This window comes from Thiosocius teredinicola (assembly GCF_002009425.1).
Taxonomy (GTDB): Bacteria; Pseudomonadota; Gammaproteobacteria; order Chromatiales; family Chromatiaceae; genus Thiosocius; species Thiosocius teredinicola.
Genome location: NZ_CP019936.1, coordinates 4,257,711 through 4,278,438, shown reverse-complemented (window position 1 = coordinate 4,278,438; position 20,728 = coordinate 4,257,711). Strand labels below are relative to the sequence as shown.

Annotated in this window: 13 protein-coding genes; 7 read left to right on the top strand and 6 right to left on the bottom strand. The window is 59.7% G+C overall.

From position 1 onward, the window contains the following. Positions 1 to 7: 7 nt before the first annotated feature. Positions 8 to 1,813, bottom strand: a complete 1,806-nt coding sequence (locus tag B1781_RS20160) for an ABC transporter ATP-binding protein (RefSeq protein WP_078121373.1) — start codon at positions 1,811 to 1,813, stop codon at positions 8 to 10. A 404-nt stretch (positions 1,814 to 2,217) separates the two neighbouring features. Between B1781_RS20160 and B1781_RS20155 the strand changes: the two genes are divergently transcribed. From B1781_RS20155 to B1781_RS20145, 3 genes are all read left to right on the top strand, one after another. Continuing rightward, on the top strand, positions 2,218 to 2,583 hold the full coding sequence (locus tag B1781_RS20155) for a DUF1428 domain-containing protein (protein ID WP_078121372.1): 366 nt from the start codon (positions 2,218 to 2,220) through the stop codon (positions 2,581 to 2,583). A gap of 75 nt (positions 2,584 to 2,658) precedes the next feature. Beyond that, complete coding sequence (locus B1781_RS20150) at positions 2,659 to 3,138, top strand: VOC family protein (protein ID WP_078121371.1); 480 nt, start codon at positions 2,659 to 2,661, stop codon at positions 3,136 to 3,138. A gap of 394 nt (positions 3,139 to 3,532) precedes the next feature. Beyond that, positions 3,533 to 4,927 carry a tetratricopeptide repeat protein gene (locus B1781_RS20145; protein ID WP_125932197.1) on the top strand — a complete coding sequence of 465 codons (1,395 nt, stop codon included), beginning with the start codon at positions 3,533 to 3,535 and terminating at the stop codon, positions 4,925 to 4,927. A 29-nt stretch (positions 4,928 to 4,956) separates the two neighbouring features. On the opposite strand, the gene B1781_RS20140 is transcribed toward B1781_RS20145, so the two are convergent. Together B1781_RS20140 and B1781_RS20135 are read right to left on the bottom strand one after the other, a co-directional pair. After that, complete coding sequence (locus B1781_RS20140) at positions 4,957 to 7,050, bottom strand: SulP family inorganic anion transporter (RefSeq protein WP_078121369.1); 2,094 nt, start codon at positions 7,048 to 7,050, stop codon at positions 4,957 to 4,959. A gap of 502 nt (positions 7,051 to 7,552) precedes the next feature. Next, positions 7,553 to 8,278, bottom strand: coding sequence for a PEP-CTERM sorting domain-containing protein (locus tag B1781_RS20135; RefSeq protein ID WP_078121368.1), 726 nt, complete (start codon positions 8,276 to 8,278; stop codon positions 7,553 to 7,555). A 376-nt stretch (positions 8,279 to 8,654) separates the two neighbouring features. Here B1781_RS20135 and B1781_RS20130 point away from each other — a divergent pair, with 376 nt between their 5' ends. Together B1781_RS20130 and B1781_RS20125 are read left to right on the top strand one after the other, a co-directional pair. Continuing rightward, positions 8,655 to 9,347 carry a c-type cytochrome gene (locus tag B1781_RS20130; protein ID WP_078121367.1) on the top strand — a complete coding sequence of 231 codons (693 nt, stop codon included), beginning with the start codon at positions 8,655 to 8,657 and terminating at the stop codon, positions 9,345 to 9,347. Positions 9,348 to 9,356: 9 nt separating this feature from the next. Further along, positions 9,357 to 10,718, top strand: coding sequence for an FAD-dependent oxidoreductase (locus B1781_RS20125; protein ID WP_078121366.1), 1,362 nt, complete (start codon positions 9,357 to 9,359; stop codon positions 10,716 to 10,718). A 92-nt stretch (positions 10,719 to 10,810) separates the two neighbouring features. Here B1781_RS20125 and B1781_RS20120 read toward each other — a convergent pair whose 3' ends face one another. Both B1781_RS20120 and B1781_RS20115 read right to left on the bottom strand, forming a co-directional pair. Beyond that, positions 10,811 to 12,043 carry a hypothetical protein gene (locus B1781_RS20120; RefSeq protein WP_125932195.1) on the bottom strand — a complete coding sequence of 411 codons (1,233 nt, stop codon included), beginning with the start codon at positions 12,041 to 12,043 and terminating at the stop codon, positions 10,811 to 10,813. A gap of 253 nt (positions 12,044 to 12,296) precedes the next feature. Further along, positions 12,297 to 13,829 (bottom strand): glycoside hydrolase family 5 protein, encoded by a 1,533-nt coding sequence (locus tag B1781_RS20115; RefSeq protein WP_078121364.1) that lies wholly within the window; start codon positions 13,827 to 13,829, stop codon positions 12,297 to 12,299. A gap of 906 nt (positions 13,830 to 14,735) precedes the next feature. Between B1781_RS20115 and zwf the strand changes: the two genes are divergently transcribed. Together zwf and B1781_RS20105 are read left to right on the top strand one after the other, a co-directional pair. Then, positions 14,736 to 16,280, top strand: a complete 1,545-nt coding sequence (gene zwf / locus B1781_RS20110) for a glucose-6-phosphate dehydrogenase (protein WP_078122159.1) — start codon at positions 14,736 to 14,738, stop codon at positions 16,278 to 16,280. Next, positions 16,277 to 17,404, top strand: coding sequence for a glucose-6-phosphate dehydrogenase assembly protein OpcA (locus B1781_RS20105; protein ID WP_078121363.1), 1,128 nt, complete (start codon positions 16,277 to 16,279; stop codon positions 17,402 to 17,404). Before zwf ends, B1781_RS20105 begins: the two co-directional genes overlap by 4 nt. Before the next feature lie 12 nt (positions 17,405 to 17,416). On the opposite strand, the gene B1781_RS20100 is transcribed toward B1781_RS20105, so the two are convergent. Beyond that, positions 17,417 to 20,665: a tetratricopeptide repeat protein gene (locus tag B1781_RS20100; RefSeq protein WP_078121362.1), complete on the bottom strand. Its 3,249-nt coding sequence runs from the start codon at positions 20,663 to 20,665 to the stop codon at positions 17,417 to 17,419. Positions 20,666 to 20,728 lie beyond the last annotated feature (63 nt).

The window sequence follows — 20,728 nt, the reverse complement described above, 5'->3', positions numbered from 1 at the left end:
TATCGCTTTACGCCTCGATAGTCTCCGGTAAAAAGCCACCGGCCTGCATGTTCCACAAACGCGCATAATGCCCACCGTGCTGCAGAAGGTCGGCATGGCTGCCGTCCTCAACCACTTTGCCTTGATCGAAGACCAGGATGCGGTCCATGTGCGAGATCGTGGAAAGGCGATGGGCAACGACAACCACCGTCTTACCCTGCATCAGGTAGTCCAGGCCTTGCTGGATCTGCTTCTCGGTGACCGAATCCAGCGCCGAGGTCGCTTCGTCCAGGATCAGGATCGGTGCATTCTTGAGGATGGCGCGCGCGATGGCGATACGCTGGCGTTGTCCGCCGGAAAGCTTGACACCGCGTTCACCGACCAGTGAGCCATAGCCCTGTTCGGTCTGCAGGATGAAGTCGTGCGCGTGGGCCTTTTTCGCCGCCTCGATAACCTCTTCGTCGCTGGCCTCGAGTCGGCCGTAGCGAATGTTTTCCATCAGTGAGCGGTGAAACAGCATGGGGTCCTGCGGGATCATGGATACGTTCTCGCGCAGGCTGTCCTGGGTGACGGCGAGGATGTCCTGATTGTCGATCGCGATCACACCCGACTGTGGTTCGAACAAGCGCAGTATCAGATTGACGAAGGTCGATTTGCCCGAACCGGAGAACCCGACAAGGCCCACCTGCTGGCCGGGTTCGATTGTTACCGTTAAGTGATCGAATACCTGCAGGCCTTCCTTGTAAGCGAACGACACATCGCGAAAGGCGATTTCGCCCCGCGTTACCTGCAATGCTTCAGCCCCCGGTTGGTCGACGATCTCGTGCGGCTGAATGAATGTGGCCACCCCGTCACTGATGTTGCCGATATACTCGAAAAACTCGAGAAAGCTCCGACTGAGTCCGCGTGCCGCCTCGATCAGCATGATGGCCAGGCCGGCGACCATCGAGAAGTCGCCAACGTCCATGTCGCCGTCAGACCAGATTTTCAGTGCGTAGCCGACCATCGCGATCATCAACACCATGGCCGCACTGAACTGGAACCAGCGCAGCTTCTCCATGTACCAGAACGTGCGCAGCGCGTGGTCCACCTCGTGATTCAAATAGTCGGTGAGGTAGTCCTCTTCGAAGCGGCGTCGCGCGAACATCTTGGCGTTCATCACGTTCGAAACCGAATCGACGATCTTGCCGGTAACCAACGATCGCGCCTCGGCGAAATCTTTGGCATACACGCGGCAGCGCTTCGCGAGGACATACGACGCGTATATGTAGATGGTCAGCCATATCGTCAGAACCAACGCGAGTTCGGAGCTGGTCGTAAACAAGATAATCAACGCCACGGCCGACTTGATGATCAGAGGGTAAAAATCGAAGGTGATCGCCCACAGCGCATGCATGCTGCTCATCGACACCTCGGCGATGCGGTTCGCCAGAGAGCCGGCGAAATGCGAGATGAAGTAGCGATGCGAATGATGCTGCAGGTAACTGAACAGCGATTTGCGGATGTCGGCGCGCAAGCGTGGTCCCGTCATCACCAGTACGGCGCCGCTCGCGCGACTGAACAACACAATGCCGAGGTTCAACAGGCCGAACAGGATCAGGGCGTTCTGCGCGGTCGCGAACACCGAGGCGCCGGTGGCGTTCGCCAGCGTAACTGCATCGATGATCTCTTTCACCGCGTATGGCAGCAGGATCGTGCAGGCGGCTTGTCCCGCCTCGAACACAAAGATCGCGATCAGCGCGATCCGTGCCTTCAAATAGAAATGCAGCACGAAGCGCCACGGTGAGCGGGAAAGCGGCGGCGCTTCGTCTGCGATGGTGAATGTTGTATCCATAAATCGAACAGCCGGTCCGTTGATCCACAAAGAATCTCACGAAGAGGTCCGGAAATGAAAAAATTTCCTCCCTTTCGTGTCGAACTTCCTCGTGCCCGATCGTCGTGACAGCAGAATGGCGCGTTTGGAGGTTCTTTCTGGCTATGCGGTGGCGCGAGGCGCGAAAGTGTCGCAAAACGATACTCTACTTGGGGGCAGCGCATCGAATCGACGGGCGCGGCGATCCTGGTGGAGAAACCGAACCTGACGAAAGGCGGGCCGAGATACGGGCTGACTATTGGCGTACCGCGGGGCGGATATGCACATGATCCCGGCCGAAGCAGAGCCCCTTATGCATCGCGCCTGGTTGAGGCCGCCAGCTACTTGGCGTGGGTTTATCCCAGGTTTTTTTGAGGTGAAAAGTGATGAGCTACATCGACGTTTTTATCGTACCTATCCCGAAACCCAAGCTCACAGAGTACCGCGCAATGGCGGAGGTAGCGCGTGACGTCTGGATGGAGTTTGGGGCGCTGGAGTACCAGGAATACATCGCGGACGATGTGCCGGAAGGAGAGATCACATCTTTCATGAAGGGTGTGCAGCTCGAGGGCGACGAAATCGTGGGAATCGGCTATGCGCGCTACGAGTCGCGTGAACATCGCGATGCCGTGATGAGCAAGGTCATGGCCGACAAGCGGATGTCCGATTGTATGGATCCCGAGAAGATGCCATTCGATGGTAAACGCATGATCTGGGGCGGTTTCACTCGCTTACTCGGTAGCGACGACTGACATGGTCGAGTATCAATGTTGCCTGTACCGCGAAGTTGTCTGCCGCCGCGAAAGATGAGGGTTTGAGGGTTAGCTATGAATATTCCGAAGAATACGATCTGCCTTTGGTTCGAATCCGGCGCCGAAGACGCAGCGCGCTTTTATGCCGAAACCTTTCCCAACAGTTCGGTCACCGCCGTTCGTCTCGCGCCGAGCGACTACCCATCCGGAAAAGCCGGTGATGTGCTTACCGTCGAGTTCGCAGTGGCTGGGGTGCCCTGTCTCGGCATCAATGGCGGAACGGCTTTTACCCACAGCGAAGCCTTTTCGTTTCAGATCTCAACGGACAGTCAGGAAGAAACGGATGCCTACTGGTCGGCCATCGTCAACAACGATGGCGAGGAAAGTATGTGCGGATGGTGCAAAGACCGATGGGGTATTTCATGGCAGATCACGCCCCGCATCCTGACCGAAGCGATGGCCGTAGGTGGCGAGCGCGCGAAGCGCGCATTCGATGCCATGCTGACGATGAAGAAGATCGACATTGCTGAGATCGCAGCGGCGATAGCTGATTGATCGGCATATGTCGGTCGGGCGCTGACGGTGCGATTGGCAGCACGTGACAATCGCACTGTTGTGCTTTCCGACACATTGCCGAGAGACCATTGGTGTCGCACCTGAGTTCGAATCTCATCCTGCTGCCGACGCGGCTTGAATGCCTGCGTCTTCAGCATGCCAAGCAACGCGCACAGGTGATGGCTGAGGCAAGGTCGCAATGGGAATGCGACGATTTTGCGCTGAATCTTATTCCGGCATTCGCTTCGTGTAGGCCACCGGCCGCCTTTCTGGTGATACATTCACAAGCGTTTACGCAAGGTGGTACTGCCTACCGCTTTGCGCAGCCGAGTAGATAACGTTCAAAGATATAAAGGTTTGTCTCCTGATTGGAGGCGACGGGAAGGAACCCAGCATGAGTATCGGTCTTGCTTCTATTGATCTTCCGCAGGTGGTTGCCATAGCGCGGCGACGTGTGTGCATCGGGCGCGCGGGCGTAGCGAACGTTCTGCGTTCAATCTTCGAACCCGCAGCTTCAGGCGATCGTGTGGCGTTGTCGGGTCAACGTCAGTGGTTGCTTCCGCCCAGCTTGCCAAAGGCGAATCGGGGCGCGCCGGCCGCCCCAAGGCGAAGTGCCCATCTCAACGGTTTTCGCCGCTACCTGGTCTTCGTGTTGTTGTCGATATCTGCGGTATCGAGCGCGATGGCTGATGTCGCGGGGGATGCGTTCACCGCAGCCATGGAGCAAATCGTTGACGGATTCAACCGACGAGACCCCAAACCGTTCAACGATATTATCGATGTAGACGGCATAATAAAAAATGCAATCGATGACCAGCTTGGAAGCGCAGCATGGAAAAGGAAGGTGGTGAGAGGCGTGCGCAATGGGCTGGGGGAGCGGTTGGGCGTTGAGTTGGTATCGAGAATGCCTTCTGACGCCTACGCAAAACTCTTGAAGGTAAGCGCCGGAGGGTCCTCGCCAACCGCATTGATTCGCCTGGGCTTGGGGGATGCTGGCGATGCCTACCTGGAGTTTGCGCTGTCACTGGGTGCCAATGGCGGCGTGAGGATCGTCGACTGGTATGACTACTCTACCGGCCAGAATTATTCGGACTCGCTGCGCTATCTCATTGCGACAACGGCCCCGACTCCAACGGCTTTTGGCACCTTGATCGATTTCGCCAATGGTCGCGCTGATGTTATTGAAAGCGTTCATGCCATGGTCAGCGATTTCGGCCAAGGGAGCTATGCTCGTGCGGTCGAGCGCTATTTGTCGCTCGACGAAACACTTCGTAGCGCAATTCCTCTCGTCGCTATTGCCGTGAACTCAGCGAACGCGTCCGGCGATGCGAGCCTGTACCACAAACTATTGGCGGATATTGCCGCCCATTCCAGTGACAACGACAAAGCGGCATATATTCTGACCGACTACTACTTTCAACTTGGGCAGTACGGAAAGGTCTTGGCGACGATCGACAAGCTCTCATCCAGGATGGGCGTGGAAGACGCGGGCCTGCTGGCGGTGAAGTCGGTCAGTTTTCTGGGAATGGCCGAGTACGACAAGGCTATTGCGGCGGCGGAGCGCGCTATCATGATTGAACCGCTCTACGAGAACGCCTATTGGGCCTTGCTGAATGCGCAGATTGAAGCGAAGCGTTTCGAAGATGCCACGTTGACGGCAAGGGTTCTCGAAGATGCATTCGAGTATGAGATGACCGCCGAGGCGATGTCTGGAGAGGATGTCTTCGTGCCGTTCATTGAGTCCCGCGAGTACCGGGAGTGGCGAGCGAAACGTTTGAGCGGGCAGTGAAAGCGACGTTGGGTCTATTGCGCCCGCCGTCAGGCCGCCGCCGCGGGTTGTTGGTCGTGTCGTTCCAGCAGCTTATGTAACGCAAGCTCTTTGTTCGGGAAGAAGTGATCCCGGCCACATTCTTCCACCAGCCCGGTGCGCTCCAAAGTCGATAGCACCTGGTGTTTCAAGCCACTGAAGTGCAGTTCGATGCCGGCTGCGCGCAGTTGCTTGCCGACTTCGCGGACCTTTTCTTCGCCGGAGGCGTCGATCTCGTTGATGCTGCTGCCTATGATCACGATCGCCCTGCACTGCGGAAAGTTGGCGATGACGTCAAGCACGGCATCTTCGAAGTAAGCCACGTTGGAGAAGGTCAGCGAGCCATCGAACCGCACCGGCACCACAAACTGACTGATCGGCGTCAGGCCATGCGCCTTGATGCCGCCCAGCGTGCCATCCGGTTTGCGTGCAACGATCTCGGCGCGCGGTTTCATGCTCTTGATCAGGAACACCACGAGAGTGAGCGCGATCCCCAGCAGGATGCCGTTGGCGATAGCCGGCGCCATTGCCAGCGTGGCGAAGAAGGTGATAAAGCCGATGATCGAGTCGGTGCGATTGACTTTCCATGCATGTACCAGCGGCTTGACGCGGATCAGGCTGAACACCGCCATCATCACGATCACGGCCAGTACGGACTGTGGCAACGCGTACAGGTAGGGCGTAAAGAACAGGAGTACCAACACCACGGCCAGTGCACTGACGATCGCGAACAGTCCGGTCTTGGCGCCGGTCTTCGCCGCCACCGCAGAGCGCGAGAATGATCCGCTTACCGCGTAAGAGCCAAAAAAGCTTCCGGCGATGTTGGCCAGGCCCTGGCCGACCAGTTCCTTGCTGGCATCGATGCGTTCACCGGTCGTCGTCGCGATAGCCTTTGAGATGGAGGTGGCCTCCATGAAACCGATCAACGCCATCACGATGGCGGCCGGCAAAAGGCCGAAGATCGCGCTCCATTGCAGCTCGGGTATCGCGAAGGTCGGCAGGCCGGTCGGGATCTCGCCGACGACTGCGCCGCCGGACGACAGCGTGACGGTGTCACCGGCAATGCCGGTGAAACGCCAGGCATGCCCGTCGCCTTCGAACCCGTCCGGCAGCTCGCCGTAGGGGTAGAACTTCACGCCATCGACGGTTTCCACGCGTTCGAGGCGCAAGCGGTGCAGCTTGATCTGTTGCTTGTTGTTCTGTGCCTTGAGCACGGCGCGTTCGTACTCGAGGGGTCGGATCGCCGCGCCGGCATCCGCGACTCGGGTGACGCTGTCCAGGTCGCCTACATTCTTCAGGCCGGCGATCTCACGGTTGATGCTGGATATCTGCTGCGTGAGTGCGTCTATGCGCTGTAGCGACGTGGCATAAGTCTCGATCGATGCCAACTCCGACGGTGACTGAATCTGCGCCAGCGATATCTCGGCCTTCTTCTCAAAGCCTATCAAAGCCGAGACGATGGTTGTTGCCAGTACCGCCGTCAGCACGCCCGGCAGGCGTGGCACGAAACGCTTGCTGCCCACGATCAACGCGTAGGCGCCGACCGCGAACGCCAAGGTGGGCCAATGCGTTGCGCCGATCTGTCCAACGACTCCCCACAGGTCCGCCAGGTAGAAGTCAGAGCGAGGGAAGGGCACGCCGATAATCTTGCTCAGTTGTGACAGGCCGATAATCAACGCCGCCGCATTGGTGAAACCGACAATCACCGGGCTGGACAGCAGATTGACGACCGCACCGAGCTTGAACAGCCCAAGGCCCAGCCGAAGTATCCCGACCATCAGCGCGAGCATGATCGATAGCTGGATGAAATCGATGCTGCCCGGGTTGGCGAACGGGATCAATGCCGCCGCCGACATCAGCGACAGCATGGCCACCGGGCCGGTGTGCAACTGGCTGCACGAGCCCCACAGCGAGGCGACGATCACCGGCACGAACGAGGCATAAAGGCCATACACAACCGGCAGGCCTGCGAGTTGCGCATAGGCCATGCTCTGCGGCACGAGAATCAGCGCGACGGTTATACCGGCGAGCAGATCTGCGCGTATGCCTGCTCCCGACATCGGAAACCAGCGCAAAAACGGCAGAACACGGTGTAGTCGTTTCATGACAAGACTTTCGCGGCGTACAGCCGGCCGCAGTACGTTTCCTGTGCAGGCAGTGGCAAGACACCGCGGTATGGTAAGAACACCGCGGGCGGCTAACCATTCGACAAAGCAAAGCCCAGTCATAGGTCGCAATCTATGAGCCGGTTTCGAATGCATCCTGTGGCGCTACGGGTGGGCCTGTTGCGAGCCGGTGAGAAGTGTCGGTGCACGAGTTCGGTGGCTGATTTAGCGTCTGACGGCGAAACCGATGGCCGAACTTAGTTCTGCACAGTCGTGGTTGGGCGGGTGTGGTCGTCCGCGACAGAAAGCGGAGCCTCGTTCGAGGCTGCGAAGCGTGCGTAAGCCGACGTCGGGCTTACTCCAGCGCCGCGACGAAATTACTTGGACATGTACGCGCGCACCCCCAGTAACCGGGGGCTATCGGCGACAGGGGGTGCGCTTGTTCGGGCGACCTTGCGTTGATCCGAAGGTCGGCCAGATTGATCCGGTCGGATTAGGCGATTTATGCCGCAGCGAACCGGCGCGGGGAGCCTAGATCTACCGCGGTGTTACGCCTGCGACGCAGCAGCCCCAGACCGGCGATGCCCAACAACGCCAGGGTCGAAGGCACTGGTACCTGCGAAACGCCGACATTGGACGCATCCGGAGCGAAGTCGGAGATCTGCACGTTGTTGCCGAGGCCTTGGCGCGGCCACAGGTTCCAGGTGTAGTCGCTCGTATCGAAACCGGTGGATGGAAACAGGTCGGCATCCAGCGCCACGCTGATGAAGCTGTCGTTCAGGATCTGAACCGTGCCGGCTGACAACTGGGTGACCTGGTTGTTGATGAAGTCGTTGATGACGGCCGTGGTGTCCGGTCGTACGACGACCACCATGTCGAACACGACGCCGGCACCGATCGACGGGTCGCCGTCAAGGAAACGCTCGGTGCCCTGGCCGCGATCCAATCCGTAAACGTAGAGCGCGCCATCCGTGGCGCCGATGGCGCCATCGAGGGTGGCGGAGAATCGGAACGCGTCGCTTGCCTGGTTGTAGCTGACGTCGGCATTCAACACATCCATGTCACCGTTCTGTGGTCCGGCGTACGTGGCGAGGAAATCGCCGGCGGGATCCGTTACGGGGATCGCAAGGGCTTGCAGGGGCAACAACAGCCCGGCCACAAGGCTGAGCAGCAACCGCCGCGAAACGGGCGTAGTCGCCGCTGCAGGTTCCAAGGCACACAGATTCATCAGGTTTCTCCTAGATTGAAATGACGTTGGGCAATAGTCGTGGGTTGTAGACTCTCAATGAGTGAACACACTGCGCGCGAAGTTATTCCACGTCGTCATCAGGCGGGCCCGCCCTGCATGACGCAGTGCCAGCCATTATTGACGTGGGTTAGTCCTTGAGCTGCGGGCTTGCCGGATGCCTCGTGTGCCCGTTAAATCGCGGGACAGGGCAATCGATGATCCGCCGGCTGACAAGGGCGGGCGTCGCTGGGGGATGCCAGGGCGGCAACGAGGCAGTATCCTTGCCAGAACCGGGATGCAGCGCCGAGCGACAATTTTTGGGGCTGTGCCTGGCGGGGTTCCGAACAATAACCACCTATTCGATATGACTCCCAAGATGCCGAGATTTCTTGAATGCCTTTGCAGCCTGCTGCTCGTGCTGGCCGCCGGTGTAGCGTATGCCGCGGAAACGGTCGAGGTGGTGTTGGAGTTCCAACCCGATCCAAACAACGGTCGCTATCTGTTTGAGATCTGTGCGCGTTGCCACCTGCCGGAAGCCTGGGGCGACAAGGAGGGAAACTATCCGCAGCTCGCGGGCCAGCACGTCAATGTGCTGATGAAGCAGCTGCTGGACATACGCAGTGGTCGTCGCGACAACCCGACAATGTGGCCGTTCGTGCAGGAGCGCACGATTGGCGGATATCAGAATCTGGTCGATGTGGTCGCCTATATCGCAACCCTGCCGATGAATCCGCACCACGCCCAGGGACCTTGGGGTAAAGACAGTCCGCAGTACGCGCAGGGCATGCAGCTGTACGAGGCCAACTGTATCGGCTGCCATGGGGCCGCAGGCGAAGGTAACAACGCCGCCAATTACCCGCGACTGCAAGGGCAGCATTACAGCTATATGAAACGCCAGGCCCTCCAGGTTCGCGACGGGCTGCGTCAGGTCGACCCGGCGATGGCCGAGATGCTGAAGAGGATCTCGGACGATGAACTTGAGATGGTGCTCAACTACATCTCGTACCTGCCGGTTCCCGAAGGGGATCTGGCGCCAAACGCAGAATGGCGCAATCCCGATTTCGAGTGAGGCAAGGGTATGAGCAACGAAAAAAATTTCAGCCGACGGCGCTTCCTGCAGTTCACTGGACTAACGCTGGCCGGGGCGGCGCACGCGGCGCCGGCCGTGGCCACGGAGCAGGCCGCATCCGGCGTCGGTGCCACACCGCCGGCATTTGCTAGGCTGTTGCGTGCGGCGTCTCTGCCACAGCCCAAGGGCGCTCGCGTGGTCATCGTCGGCGGCGGTTGGTCCGGGCTGACGCTTGCCAAGTATCTGAAGCGGCACAATCCGGCGTTCGATGTGTTGCTGATCGACAGGCATCCCTCGTTCGTGTCGTTTCCGTTGAGCAACTCGTGGCTGGCCGATCAGATAAACCTCGATTTTCTGAGCCACAGTTTCTTCGACGCGGCGGATAATCACGATTACCACTTCCTGCAGGCCACCGTGCTCGGTTTTGATCGCGAGTCGCGCAAGATCTACACCGATGTGGGACACATCGCTTATGAGTACCTGGTACTGGCACCGGGCATTGACTACGACTATGCGCGTATCGGCGTAGAAGACGCGGAGCAGCAAGAGTTGTTGTTTCAACACTATCCGGGTGGCTTCGTCAGCGCCTCCGAATTGCTGACCATCAAGCACAAGATCCAGACCTTCAAGGGCGGTACCTTCGTGCTGAACGTGCCCAACGGTGATTATCGCTGTACCGCAGCACCGTACGAACGCGCCTGCATGATGGCTGCGGTCTTCAAGAAGCGCCGCGTGCACGCAAAGATCCTGCTGCTCGATATGAACACCGGCATCAAGATCAAGAAGGATGGCTTTCATCGGGCCTTCGATGAGCTGTACAAAGACTACATCGAGTATCTGCCCAGTTCGGAGATATCGGGCATCGATCTGGATGCCAAAGCGGTCACCACGGAGTTCGACGAGTATCCGTTCGATGATGCCATCATCTACCCGCCGATACGCGCCTCGCGGTTGATCGATGAGGCAGGTATTGCCAATCCGAAGAGTCCGCAAAGGGCGGCCAACACCGACCCGTTTCGCTATCACGTGGTCGGCGACGAACATGTTTATGTGACCGGTGATTCGCGAGGGCAGCCGTTTTCGAAAGGTGGCCACACGGCGCACTCGGAAGGCAAATACGTCGCCGAAGTGATTGCCGGTCACGCCCTGGGGAAGGACATCGCGTGGCGCAGTCCGCAGACGATGTGCTTCTCTTCGGTCGAGATCGATCCGTTGCAGGCGATGAGCATCATCACCTACTACAAGTTCAACGAACAGACGAACGTTTTTGATTTCGATCGCACCCACATGATCGAGGACTGGGATCTGCAGGGCGGCCAGGCGAGCCTCGCCTGGGCCGAAGGTATGTTCCGCGATCTGTTCTATCGCTGAGGCTGTGCGCGACCGCTGATTGATGGATCAGCGACGCTTTGGATATCCCGTCTTCCCGGAACTCTGGCGACGCCCAGCCGACAATGCTGTCGTCAATCGTTCATCCCGCAGCCACCGTCGATGGTCCAGCTGCTCGATACCGCGAAGCGTTCCTTCCAGTAGTCGAAGGCGGCTTCCGCACGGGCTTCGGGGCCACCCTCGGCATAGTGTTCGCAGGTGTGCGAGAACTCGTGGGTCATCAACGCCGCGTAACAGGCGCGTCGGTCGGGCTGCGGTTTCCCTGCAATGTTGTCGAAGAATGTCTGGTAGAGCTTGATCTTCGATCCCAGTCCGCCACCCAAGCCCAGCTTGCATTTTGTGCCGTTCTGTTTGCATTTGTACTCGTGGGCGCATTCCACCTTGCCGTCACCGGCGAAACGCCGTTCGATGCAAGCGCCCAGATTCGTCCCGCTCTGGCGTTCTACCTTGCGGGAGAACGCTGCCCAGTCGTCGGCGATGTTCCAGGCGACCGCGCGAATGTCGAGCGCCTCGGTATCGTTGCAACCGGGTAGTTCGGTCAGCGCCTTCGGCCCGGTATCCGTCACGCTGTCGAGCGTGCTCGCTTCGGTGGTGAGCGTGGTGCTTGCCCCTGTGCTTTTGATGGCGCGACATTGCAGACCGATACCGGTCCAGCTGCGCGGCGTGTCGCCGGCCGAGTAGTGGATGATTGCCGCGGTGGCGATCTGGCCGGCGGGGCATTCCACCCATCGCTTCCAGTGATCCTGATGACAGTTGGTGCGCGAGTCTTGGGCGTCGGGGCCGAAGTTCACCAGTTCGCCGGCGTCATTGATGCGCTGGCCGCGCAGATGGATGCCCTTGACCCGGTCGTCGCCTTTGTTCATGCACACCTGCGCACCGGTGACGAACACACGGTTGGCGTTGCCCCCGGTGTTTGCATAGGTACCACCCATCGTGCCGGAACTCGGCCCTTTCTTGCCGCACAGGTCTTTGGTCGCCGCACCATTGGTCGAGGATTTGTTCACGTCCTCCCAGCCGGCGCTGACGAAACACGGCTTGTCGGACCGCTCGCGCGACAACACGCCGACCAGGCCGCGGCTGTCGCTGTCTGCGTCGCCGAGTGTGAACTTCGACCCGGGGTAACCGGAAATGCCGGTCGAGTGGACCGTGCCGGTGAGTTCCACTTGCGCCCCGGTATCGGCCGGTGCCTTGCCGGCGACACTGGCCAGCAAGATCAATGTAGACAGAAATACCAGGGCTTCACGTACTGCATGACGGCCGCACGGTGTTTGCCGAATATCGTTGGCGAGGGCTGCCGGGTGTTTCATCGCAATCACCATGCTCGTTGGGATACTCGGCAACTATAGTCTGTACGAGAGAGGTTTGTGCGTTACCGGGAAGCTCCGTCTACAGCCGCCTTGCGTATAACGTCAGAGCATGGGGTCCATGCTTGGGGACCGGGGAAACGTTGTTGTGGTCAAGCGATGTCGGTGGACACATCAGTGTCTTGCGCTTTGCTTGCCAACGCCATGGGCAATCGACAGCCGGGGCGGCTGAGCGAGGGGAGGTGCCCTGGTGCGCTCAGCGAACGAGTTCGATGGCATCTATCGCAAGGTTGTAGCCGTTGCTCGCGGGGTCTCGGCCTGCAACGGTAAAGCGGAATTTCTTTTCGCCCGAAGATGAAAAGGAGACGGTTGCAATGTCCACAAAAGTGAATATTGCCTCGTCGCCGAAGTTGCTCGACGGGCCTTCGACACGGCTACTGCCAGTGCCGAGCTGGCTCGCGGTGAGAAGACTTGTGTCACCGAAGGTGTTTACCTGACTACCAACCTTGGTGCCGCCGATACTCATCTGAAAGGTACCGAAGCTTGGATGTCGCAGAACGTGTGCTCTCACGCGGTAAGTACCCGCTGCGACATTCGGCAAACTGAACTCGACCCATTGGCCAATGCGCGAGCTGGGAAGAATCACGACTTGGCCGCCGCTGGCCTGCTCGTGAGAGAGTAAGTCGGTAGCCAGCTGGGCAGATTGGGATGAGGACAGTGCCTCGGACTCGAAGAATACACCACGGGAAGTACCGCTTGCGGCATCGGGGACCCAGTCATACCCGTGATTGCTCAAGTACGTTTTGATCTGTTGTCCTTTCTCTCGCATGTCTTGGAAGTCCATGAAGTACCAACTGATGCCTTTGGCTTCGCAGTCGGCATACCAAGCGAAATCGCGATTCAGGTATCCCCCGGGCCCTTCATCGCTGCCTTCGGTCATCCATACCGGGTAGGTGCCTTGCAGCTTGTTGACGTATGCGGATTCGGTTGGCGGATAGTAGTGAAAGGCAACAGCCGTCTTGTCGTAGGAGATGGTTTGGTTCCGATCATGTTTCTTGATCGCCCACAAGGCGCTGTTCGTGTCATCGCCGAGTGCAGAAAATCCCCACATGCCAATGACGGTATTGGGCGCCATGTCGCGCACCGAATGGTAGATCTCGACCAGGTCATAGGCGTTGCCTTTGGGGCTGGGAGGATTTGAATGGAAACCGTTCGGATCTCCCATAGGTTCGTTCTGAATTTCGTAAAGCACATTCGGGTTGCCGGCGTAGCGGGGCGCAATGTTGTTCCATGCCTCTTGCAAGTCGTCCTTGTAGTAGTACGCGTAGTCGTGGGCACTCCCACAGATCGTCACATACATGCCCAGTGACGTAAGTACTGTAACCAACTCATCGAGTGCTTGCAGCGTGGCTTCAGGTGAAAAGTCGGGATAGCTGCGTGTTCCCCAAGCAACCGCAATCCTCACGCTGTTGTAGCCGGTATCTTTGAAAGCCCGCCAGTAGTCTGCCGAGTACAACTCAGCATCGTCGCTGTCGATTGGATAGAGGGTCCGATTCCACAACTTGATAAATGGACCCCTTAGCAGGGTTCCTTGATCGGAACGAACAGTTCCATTGTCGACGTACGCGCGACCACGCTGTGCGTACGCATCGAAGGCAAGGCTTGCCACCAGCAAGGTTGCGAACAAGCAGAAGGCACGGGAGGGGCGGCATCGAAAACCGGCCGGCAAATTGGGATCTAAAGTCCTTTGGTCTCTGTTGGCGTAATGTTTCACGAACAGGTTCTTCATGACGGGTTTCCGCGTTTGCAGTCTGAGGGCGCCATCGGCGGATGAGGTTTCGGTATGAACGACTCAATGCTTTGGGTGATCGCCACCGCCGTGGGCGCAGACACCGGCGGATCATTTCCGAAGCCGTGCTTGCGATCACCTTCCCGATATCTGGGTTTCGCGATCGGCTATGCAGGCTAAGCTTAGTTCACGGTTTCTGACCGAAAATCGCTAACTCCGCACAAAATGCGCAACTCATGTGCGGAGCGGAGTTTTTGGTCGCGGATGTTCGGATGCGAGCAAGCACCCCCGTCGGTCAAGGAGTGCCGTTACTGTTGGCTGTACGACAAACTTCGGCCTGTTAGTCGCCGCGGGCGGGGAAGAGCCGGTTTCGGCTCAACATGCCTGGGCTTATGAAACGTCGCAGGTACCGGCAAGCCGAATTGTGCGGACGGTCACTTACGGAGTAAGGCACGGCGTTTGCTGCAAAACGCCATGGGCTTGTGAAGGCGCGGCTGGATGGGCTCGTCAGAGTCGCCATCTGAAACGACTTGGAGGCCACGGCTGCCGACAATTTGGCCCATGAGGTATGTCGTGTGGCGCATGGGTGTCGACTTTTGGAAGCAGCGTGCCGCCGATCCGGCCCGCGTTGAGAGAGTGGTGCGCACCGGACCCGTGCAAAATGTTTTGCTGTGTTCCAGGTTGGCGCAAACAAGAGATGCAGCGGCTTCGCTGTGTTGATCCCGTCATATAGCTGAAATGCAAGTTGCAGCGGGTCTTGGGGCAACAGCATCGGGAGTGTTGGTTGGACGTTGAAAAACCTCTGAATCTCATTGAAGACGCCGAGATCAATGCCGGCTTCAACGCCGACAAAGGTGGTTGGCGCACGCCATCCCCGGTACCCGAAGTAACAAAGAGAGCAAAACCGTGATTGGATCTACGACCGCCAACCCCTTGTTGGCCGGGCTGCTGGAAGAACAGGTGGCGCAGCCGTGTACGCTGGTGATCTTCGGCGGTGGTGGCGACCTGTCGAAACGCAAACTGCTGCCGGCGATGTACAACCAGGCCCTGGAAGGCGCATTGCCGGCCAACTTCGCACTACTCGGCGTCGCTTCGCAGCCGATGGACGATGCCGGGTACCGCGCGTTCGCGCGTGAAGGCATTGAGGCCTATTCGCGCCGGCCGCTGGACGAACAGCACTGGCCGGACTTCGAGCATCTGTTGCACTACGAAAGCGGCTCATTCGAAGACCCGCAGACCTACGTACGCATCAAGCAGCGCCTGCAACAGATCGAGCCGGAGTTCGGCATTCCCGGCAACCGGGTGTTCTACCTGGCGATTCCGCCTGCCTTGATCGAGACCTGTGTACGCAATCTCAACGAAGCCGGTCTGGTGTATCCGGCCGCCCCTGGAAACCCGTTCTCGCGGGTGATCGTCGAAAAGCCGATCGGCCACGACCTGCAGAGTGCCAAGCAGGTCAATGACGTGTTGGGTCGCAATCTCGACGAGAGCCAGATCTATCGCATCGATCACTACCTGGGCAAGGAGACGGTGCAGAACATCCTGGTGATGCGCTTCGGCAACTCGATCTTCGAACCGTTGTGGAATCACAACCATATCGATCATGTACAGATCACGGTGGCCGAGGCCGAGGGTGTCGGTACGCGCGCCGGCTATTACGATCACGCCGGTGCGCTGCGTGACATGGTGCAGAATCACATATTGCAGCTGCTGACCTTGATCGCGATGGAGCCGCCCTGGGCGATGCGCGCCGATGTGATCCGCGACCACCGCCAGGATGTGCTCAACTGCCTGCGACCGATCACCCCGGACAAGATCGATCAGCACGTGGTGCGTGCGCAGTACGGGCCCGGCTATCACGAGGGTTTCGATGTGCCCGGTTATCGGCGCGAAGACGGTGTCGGCCCCGAATCGATCACCGAAACCTATGTGGCGCTGAAGGTCTTCATCGACAACTGGCGCTGGGCCGGGGTGCCTTTCTATATCCGCACCGGTAAGCGGATGACCAAGCGCGCCAGCGAGATCGCCGTGCACTTCAAGAGCACGCCGCCGATCCTGTTCAATGCCGACCCCAACCACCCGCTCGAGCAGAACGTGTTGGCGTTGAGCATTCAACCCAACGAAGGCCTGTCGCTGCGTATCGCGACCAAGCTGCCGGGTCCGAAGGTGCGCATCTTTCCGGTGAAGATGGATTTCCGTTATGGCTCCACCTTCGGCGACCAGTCGCCCGAGGCCTATGAGCGCCTGATGCTGGATGTGATGGCGGGCGACGCAACCCTGTTCATGCGCCGCGACGCGGTGGAACGCTCGTGGATGTTCATCGAAGACATCCTCGATGCCTGGCAAAGCAGCGGCGTACGCTGGCTGCCCGAGTACACCGCCGGCACCTGGGGCCCAGTCGAGGCCGAGCGCATGATCGAAGCCGACGATCACAGGTGGCGCCTGCTGTGAACGATTCGCCGCGTCAACGCCTGCAGACGGTGCCGGAGAAGAACGTACGCATCCGGCATATACCGCGCGAACTCGATGCCCTGTGGGCGGGCCTGCACCGGGAGCTCGGTGAAGACCAGGTGGTGACCCGCGCCTGCATGTCGAACCTGATCATCTATTGCGACGACGACGATCAAACCGCCGAGATCGTCAGCAGCCTGCACGACATCGTCACGCCGCATCCCTCTCGCGTGGTTGTGTTGACCGGCCTGGGTTATACCGGCGAGCCCGGCTTGGATGTGTTCGTGTCCGGTCTCTACAGCACCTTGCCGGGTGGGTTGCAGGTAAGTGCCGAATTGATCCGCGTGGTCGCCGATTCAACGGCACATAAGCGCCTTGCCCCGGTTGCACGCGCCCATCTGGTCGGTGATCTGCCCACGACCCTATGGTGGGCGTCGCGTGAGCCGGCGCCGTTTCTCGGTGAGGTGTTCAATCCCCTGACGGCGATGGCCGATCAGATCATCTACGACAGCATCGGCTGGTCGGCACCGACCAAAGGCATGCAGGCGATGTCGCGTTGGGTGGCGGCGCAGAGTTCGGAGTACGTGATCGACAATCTGGCCTGGCGACGCCTCAAGCACTGGCGCAACCTGCTCAGCCAGGTACTCGATCCCAACGTGCAACCGGGTGCGCTGTTGGCGATCACCAGCCTGCATATCGAGCATGGGCCGCACGCGGTGGCGATGGCGTCGCTGCTGGTCGGTTGGCTCGCCTCGTTGCTCGGATGGCGCGTAGCGGGCGGCAAGGCCGTGCCCGGCAAACAGACGGTGTGGCAGTTCAGTGTATCCAGCAGGCAGTTTCCGGTAACCCTGACGCGGGTCGAAGAGGCACGTTGTGCGCCGGTACGGGTCGACTGGGCATGGCGTGATGACGGCGGTGAACGACGCACGGTCTTCGCCGACCTGGGCGACGACAGGCTCGGTGTGATCGAGGTCGACTCGGATGTGCCGGTGCGCGCGGTATCCGTGCCGGGATCGACTCAAGGCACGATGGTTGCCGCACAGATGGCGCATCGTGCGCGCGATCTCGTCTTCGAACGCGCCCTCGAAACCGGCAACCAGATGACGGCGGTGCTGCTCAAGTAGGGCCGACAGGCTCTAAGACGGGGCTTCCGTCTTTGAGGCCTCGCCCTCGATCTCACGCAAGCGACTACGCAACCCTTCAATGACCTGGTTGGCCGACTTCTTCACCTCGGCCGACGGCAGTTCGATCTGCTCTACCTCGTCGACGGCCGACCGTATCGCCTCTGCAGCGGGGCAGTCCTGGGCGATCTTGCGATAGTGCATGACGGCATCTTCGCCGTTGCCGTTGAGGAGTAAGGCAAGTCCAAGATTAAAACCGATGGCGCAGTGTGTCGTATCGTGATCGAAGGCCTGTTTGGTCAACGATAGGAACGCCGCATGGTCGCCTCGCTCAAAGGCCATCCAGCCGAGATTGCCGAATGCGATGGCCGCTTCTCCGTCCGGAACCTCGGGTATCACGGTGACCGACCGGTAGTCGGCCTCGGCGGCGTCGCCGTCGCCAAGCAGGCTGTGACACTGCGCCCGCAGATTGATCAGGCCGGCTTTCTGTTCAGGTGTGATGTTCGGTAGCTCGATCGCATGCGTGTAATCGTCGATCGCGCCCGCGGCATCGTCGCGGACCTGGCGGAGATATCCGCGTTGCATGTAAGCCACCAACAGGTCATCGGGTGCGGCTGCCTGCATGGCGATGACCGCCGCATAGTCGTCTATCGCCGATTCAGGGTCGCCGAGCCGGTCGAATGCCTGCGCCCTCAAGACCCGGGCTTCCGACAGCTGTATGTCGTCGCCGGCGTAATTCTTGATGATGTACGTCCAGAAGACGGCGGCCGGGGCAGGTGGGTATGCGCCGTCAATCAATTGCTCGACCTGCAGCGCCTGCGACTCGCCGGTCATGACGAAGACGGTCTGGTTGAAACCGTGGCCAATGTTTGCGGCTTCGCGTAGCGTCGCCGCCGTGTGCTCGCCTCTCCAATGGGTCAGCATGGGCGACTTGATGTACCACACCAGGGTGGTCCTGATCCGCCACTGGAGTTGGCCTGCGTCGTCTTTGTTCGCGTCGACCACCACCGTCTGACTCGTTGCGACCTTGGCGACCCATAGTTCGTGAAGCTCCTGGCTCCACAGGTCGAGCTTTTTCATCAGCCTGGTCCAGACATCGGCAACATCACCGCGATAGATGCTGTTGACGCTGATCGCGCTCGCAATAACCAGGCTTGCAATTGCGACAACGACGTAGCTCCACCAGGGTATCGATCCGATATCCGCGATCAGTAAGGCGACCGTCACAAGGGTGGCCAGCCACGCAAGATGGAACGGCATCTCGGCCGGTGCGCGCTGGCGGTTGGGCAGGCGCATGATCAGCAAGGTGCGTTCCCAGTAGTCCCAGTACGACCAGGCCGAGAATATGATACCAGCGGCCAGTACGCCGCCGACCGCCAACGACAGCATCTCGGTGTTGCTGCTGCTGGGTACCGTGCCGGATATGGCCGACTCGATCAGCCCGCCGACCAGCGGTATCGCGCGCCCTGCCTCGACAAGGGCATTGAGCAGTTGTATCCCGTACTGCTCGAGATTGCCCCACTGCCATACGCCGATGAGTCCGAGAATCAGGATCCAACGGCTGCGCTTCAACCAGGTAACCCTGCGTCGCCGCATATGGCGGGCAATCGTCAGCCGCTCGTCGTCGAGCGGAAAGACGTTGGCGAGCCGTTGTCCGCACAGTGCACCCAGTTCGCCCGCCACCGTGGCGATGAAGCTCTCGGCGTTCTTCCAATAGGTCGTATGGTCGGTCACCAGCGATTCCCGGTTGTCGACCTCCATCGACGTCAATCCTTGCGCCTCGCAAGAGAGTGACAGCCGATCGGTCTGCTGCCTGTCGAACAGCGCGCCGTTCGGCACCGGGTCGCAGGTGGCGTACAGGTCTACCCAGCGCGTGTGTTGCGGCAGCGGCGTCTCGCCCATCGGGTGGGCGCGGCCATCGGAGGAAGGCTGCATGACCTTGACCTCGCGTATGTGTCGACTGGCGGTCTGGTAGGCGGCAGCCAGCCAACCGAGTGACACCGAGACGAGTATGGCCACAGGTATCGTGGTGGAACGCGTCTCGCCGGGGAACAACAGGGTTATCCCGGCGACGGTCGTGGCCGTCAACGACCAGCCGAAGACCGCAGTCAGTTGCGGCCGGTTGGTGATGGCGTTGAGCACCCGGGATGCGAGGTCCGCCTTTCGGGTAATCGCGGCAATGATGCTGAGAACGATGCCCAGAGAGAAAGACAGCGTAAAGAACACCACTGGGACGGCGGCAAAGATGAGCAGGCTGTAGCGCAGACCGAGCGTGGTGTTGGCGATATACAGGGCGATCGTCGAGGCGATCAGGGCGAGCGACGCATTGACCACCCAGCGCCCGGTACCCGGGCCTGACAGTTGTCTGATCTGCACGAGCTTGCGGATACCGGCGCCGAAGGTGACGAACAGTTTGCACTGTTCAGACTGTCGCCGTGAGACCACGCGGTAGGCGACGGCGGCGCCTTGCGAATGGGCAACCACGGCGACGTTCTCGGCATGTCGCAACAGCCAGTCGAGATCGCGATTGACCCGCCCATAGATACTCGCCGCCGCCACTCGCGGCGCCAGCAGTGAATAGCTGTCGCCAACCGTCAGGGCAAGCCCGCGCTGCAGTTTGCCGACAAAGCTGCGCACCTGGGGTACGGGAATCATGCCGAGCAGAAGGATGATGGCCAGCGCCGCCAACAGCACCGGTGCATACAGGATCGACAGGACCACCCAGAAAAGCTCCCACACGACGGCTTTCGACGCAGACAGGAGTTGGCGCATTTGGCGTGGCTGCGCCTTGAAGGCCGCAGAGAAGCGACCGGTCGCCTCGGAAAAACGGTGGTGAAAATGAAAGAAGATCGTCCACGGGACAATCTTGAATCCCCAGTTCGCCAGTTCATTGAAAGTTGGCGGGATGAAAGACTCGGCCCACCAGGATTCGGCAATCAGCCACTCCTTGGTATTGGGTCCTGCCGAATCGATGGCCGGCGCGGTGATCTTCAGGCGGGCATGGGCGCGGCTCGTCGGGCTTTCCGGCTCATTGCCCAGCGTGCCGTCGACGACTTCGACTTCCGCACCCTGATTCAGGCCGACCCATTCGGCGATCCATTGCACCAGCGGTTCGCCGAAGTGCTTGAGCGTCTCGCCGGTTCGGCTCTGACCGATCCCGTGAACCAGCAAGATGCCGAGATCGGCCTTCTTCTGCGAGCTTGAAGCAGCCTGACTACCGGCCTCGGCAGACAGGGTTTCGGCATCGGTTTGGATCTCGGCCATGATCTTTATTGGGTGTTATCCGACAACCTGCAGGCTAGTGCCGGTAGGGCGGGGATGCAAGGT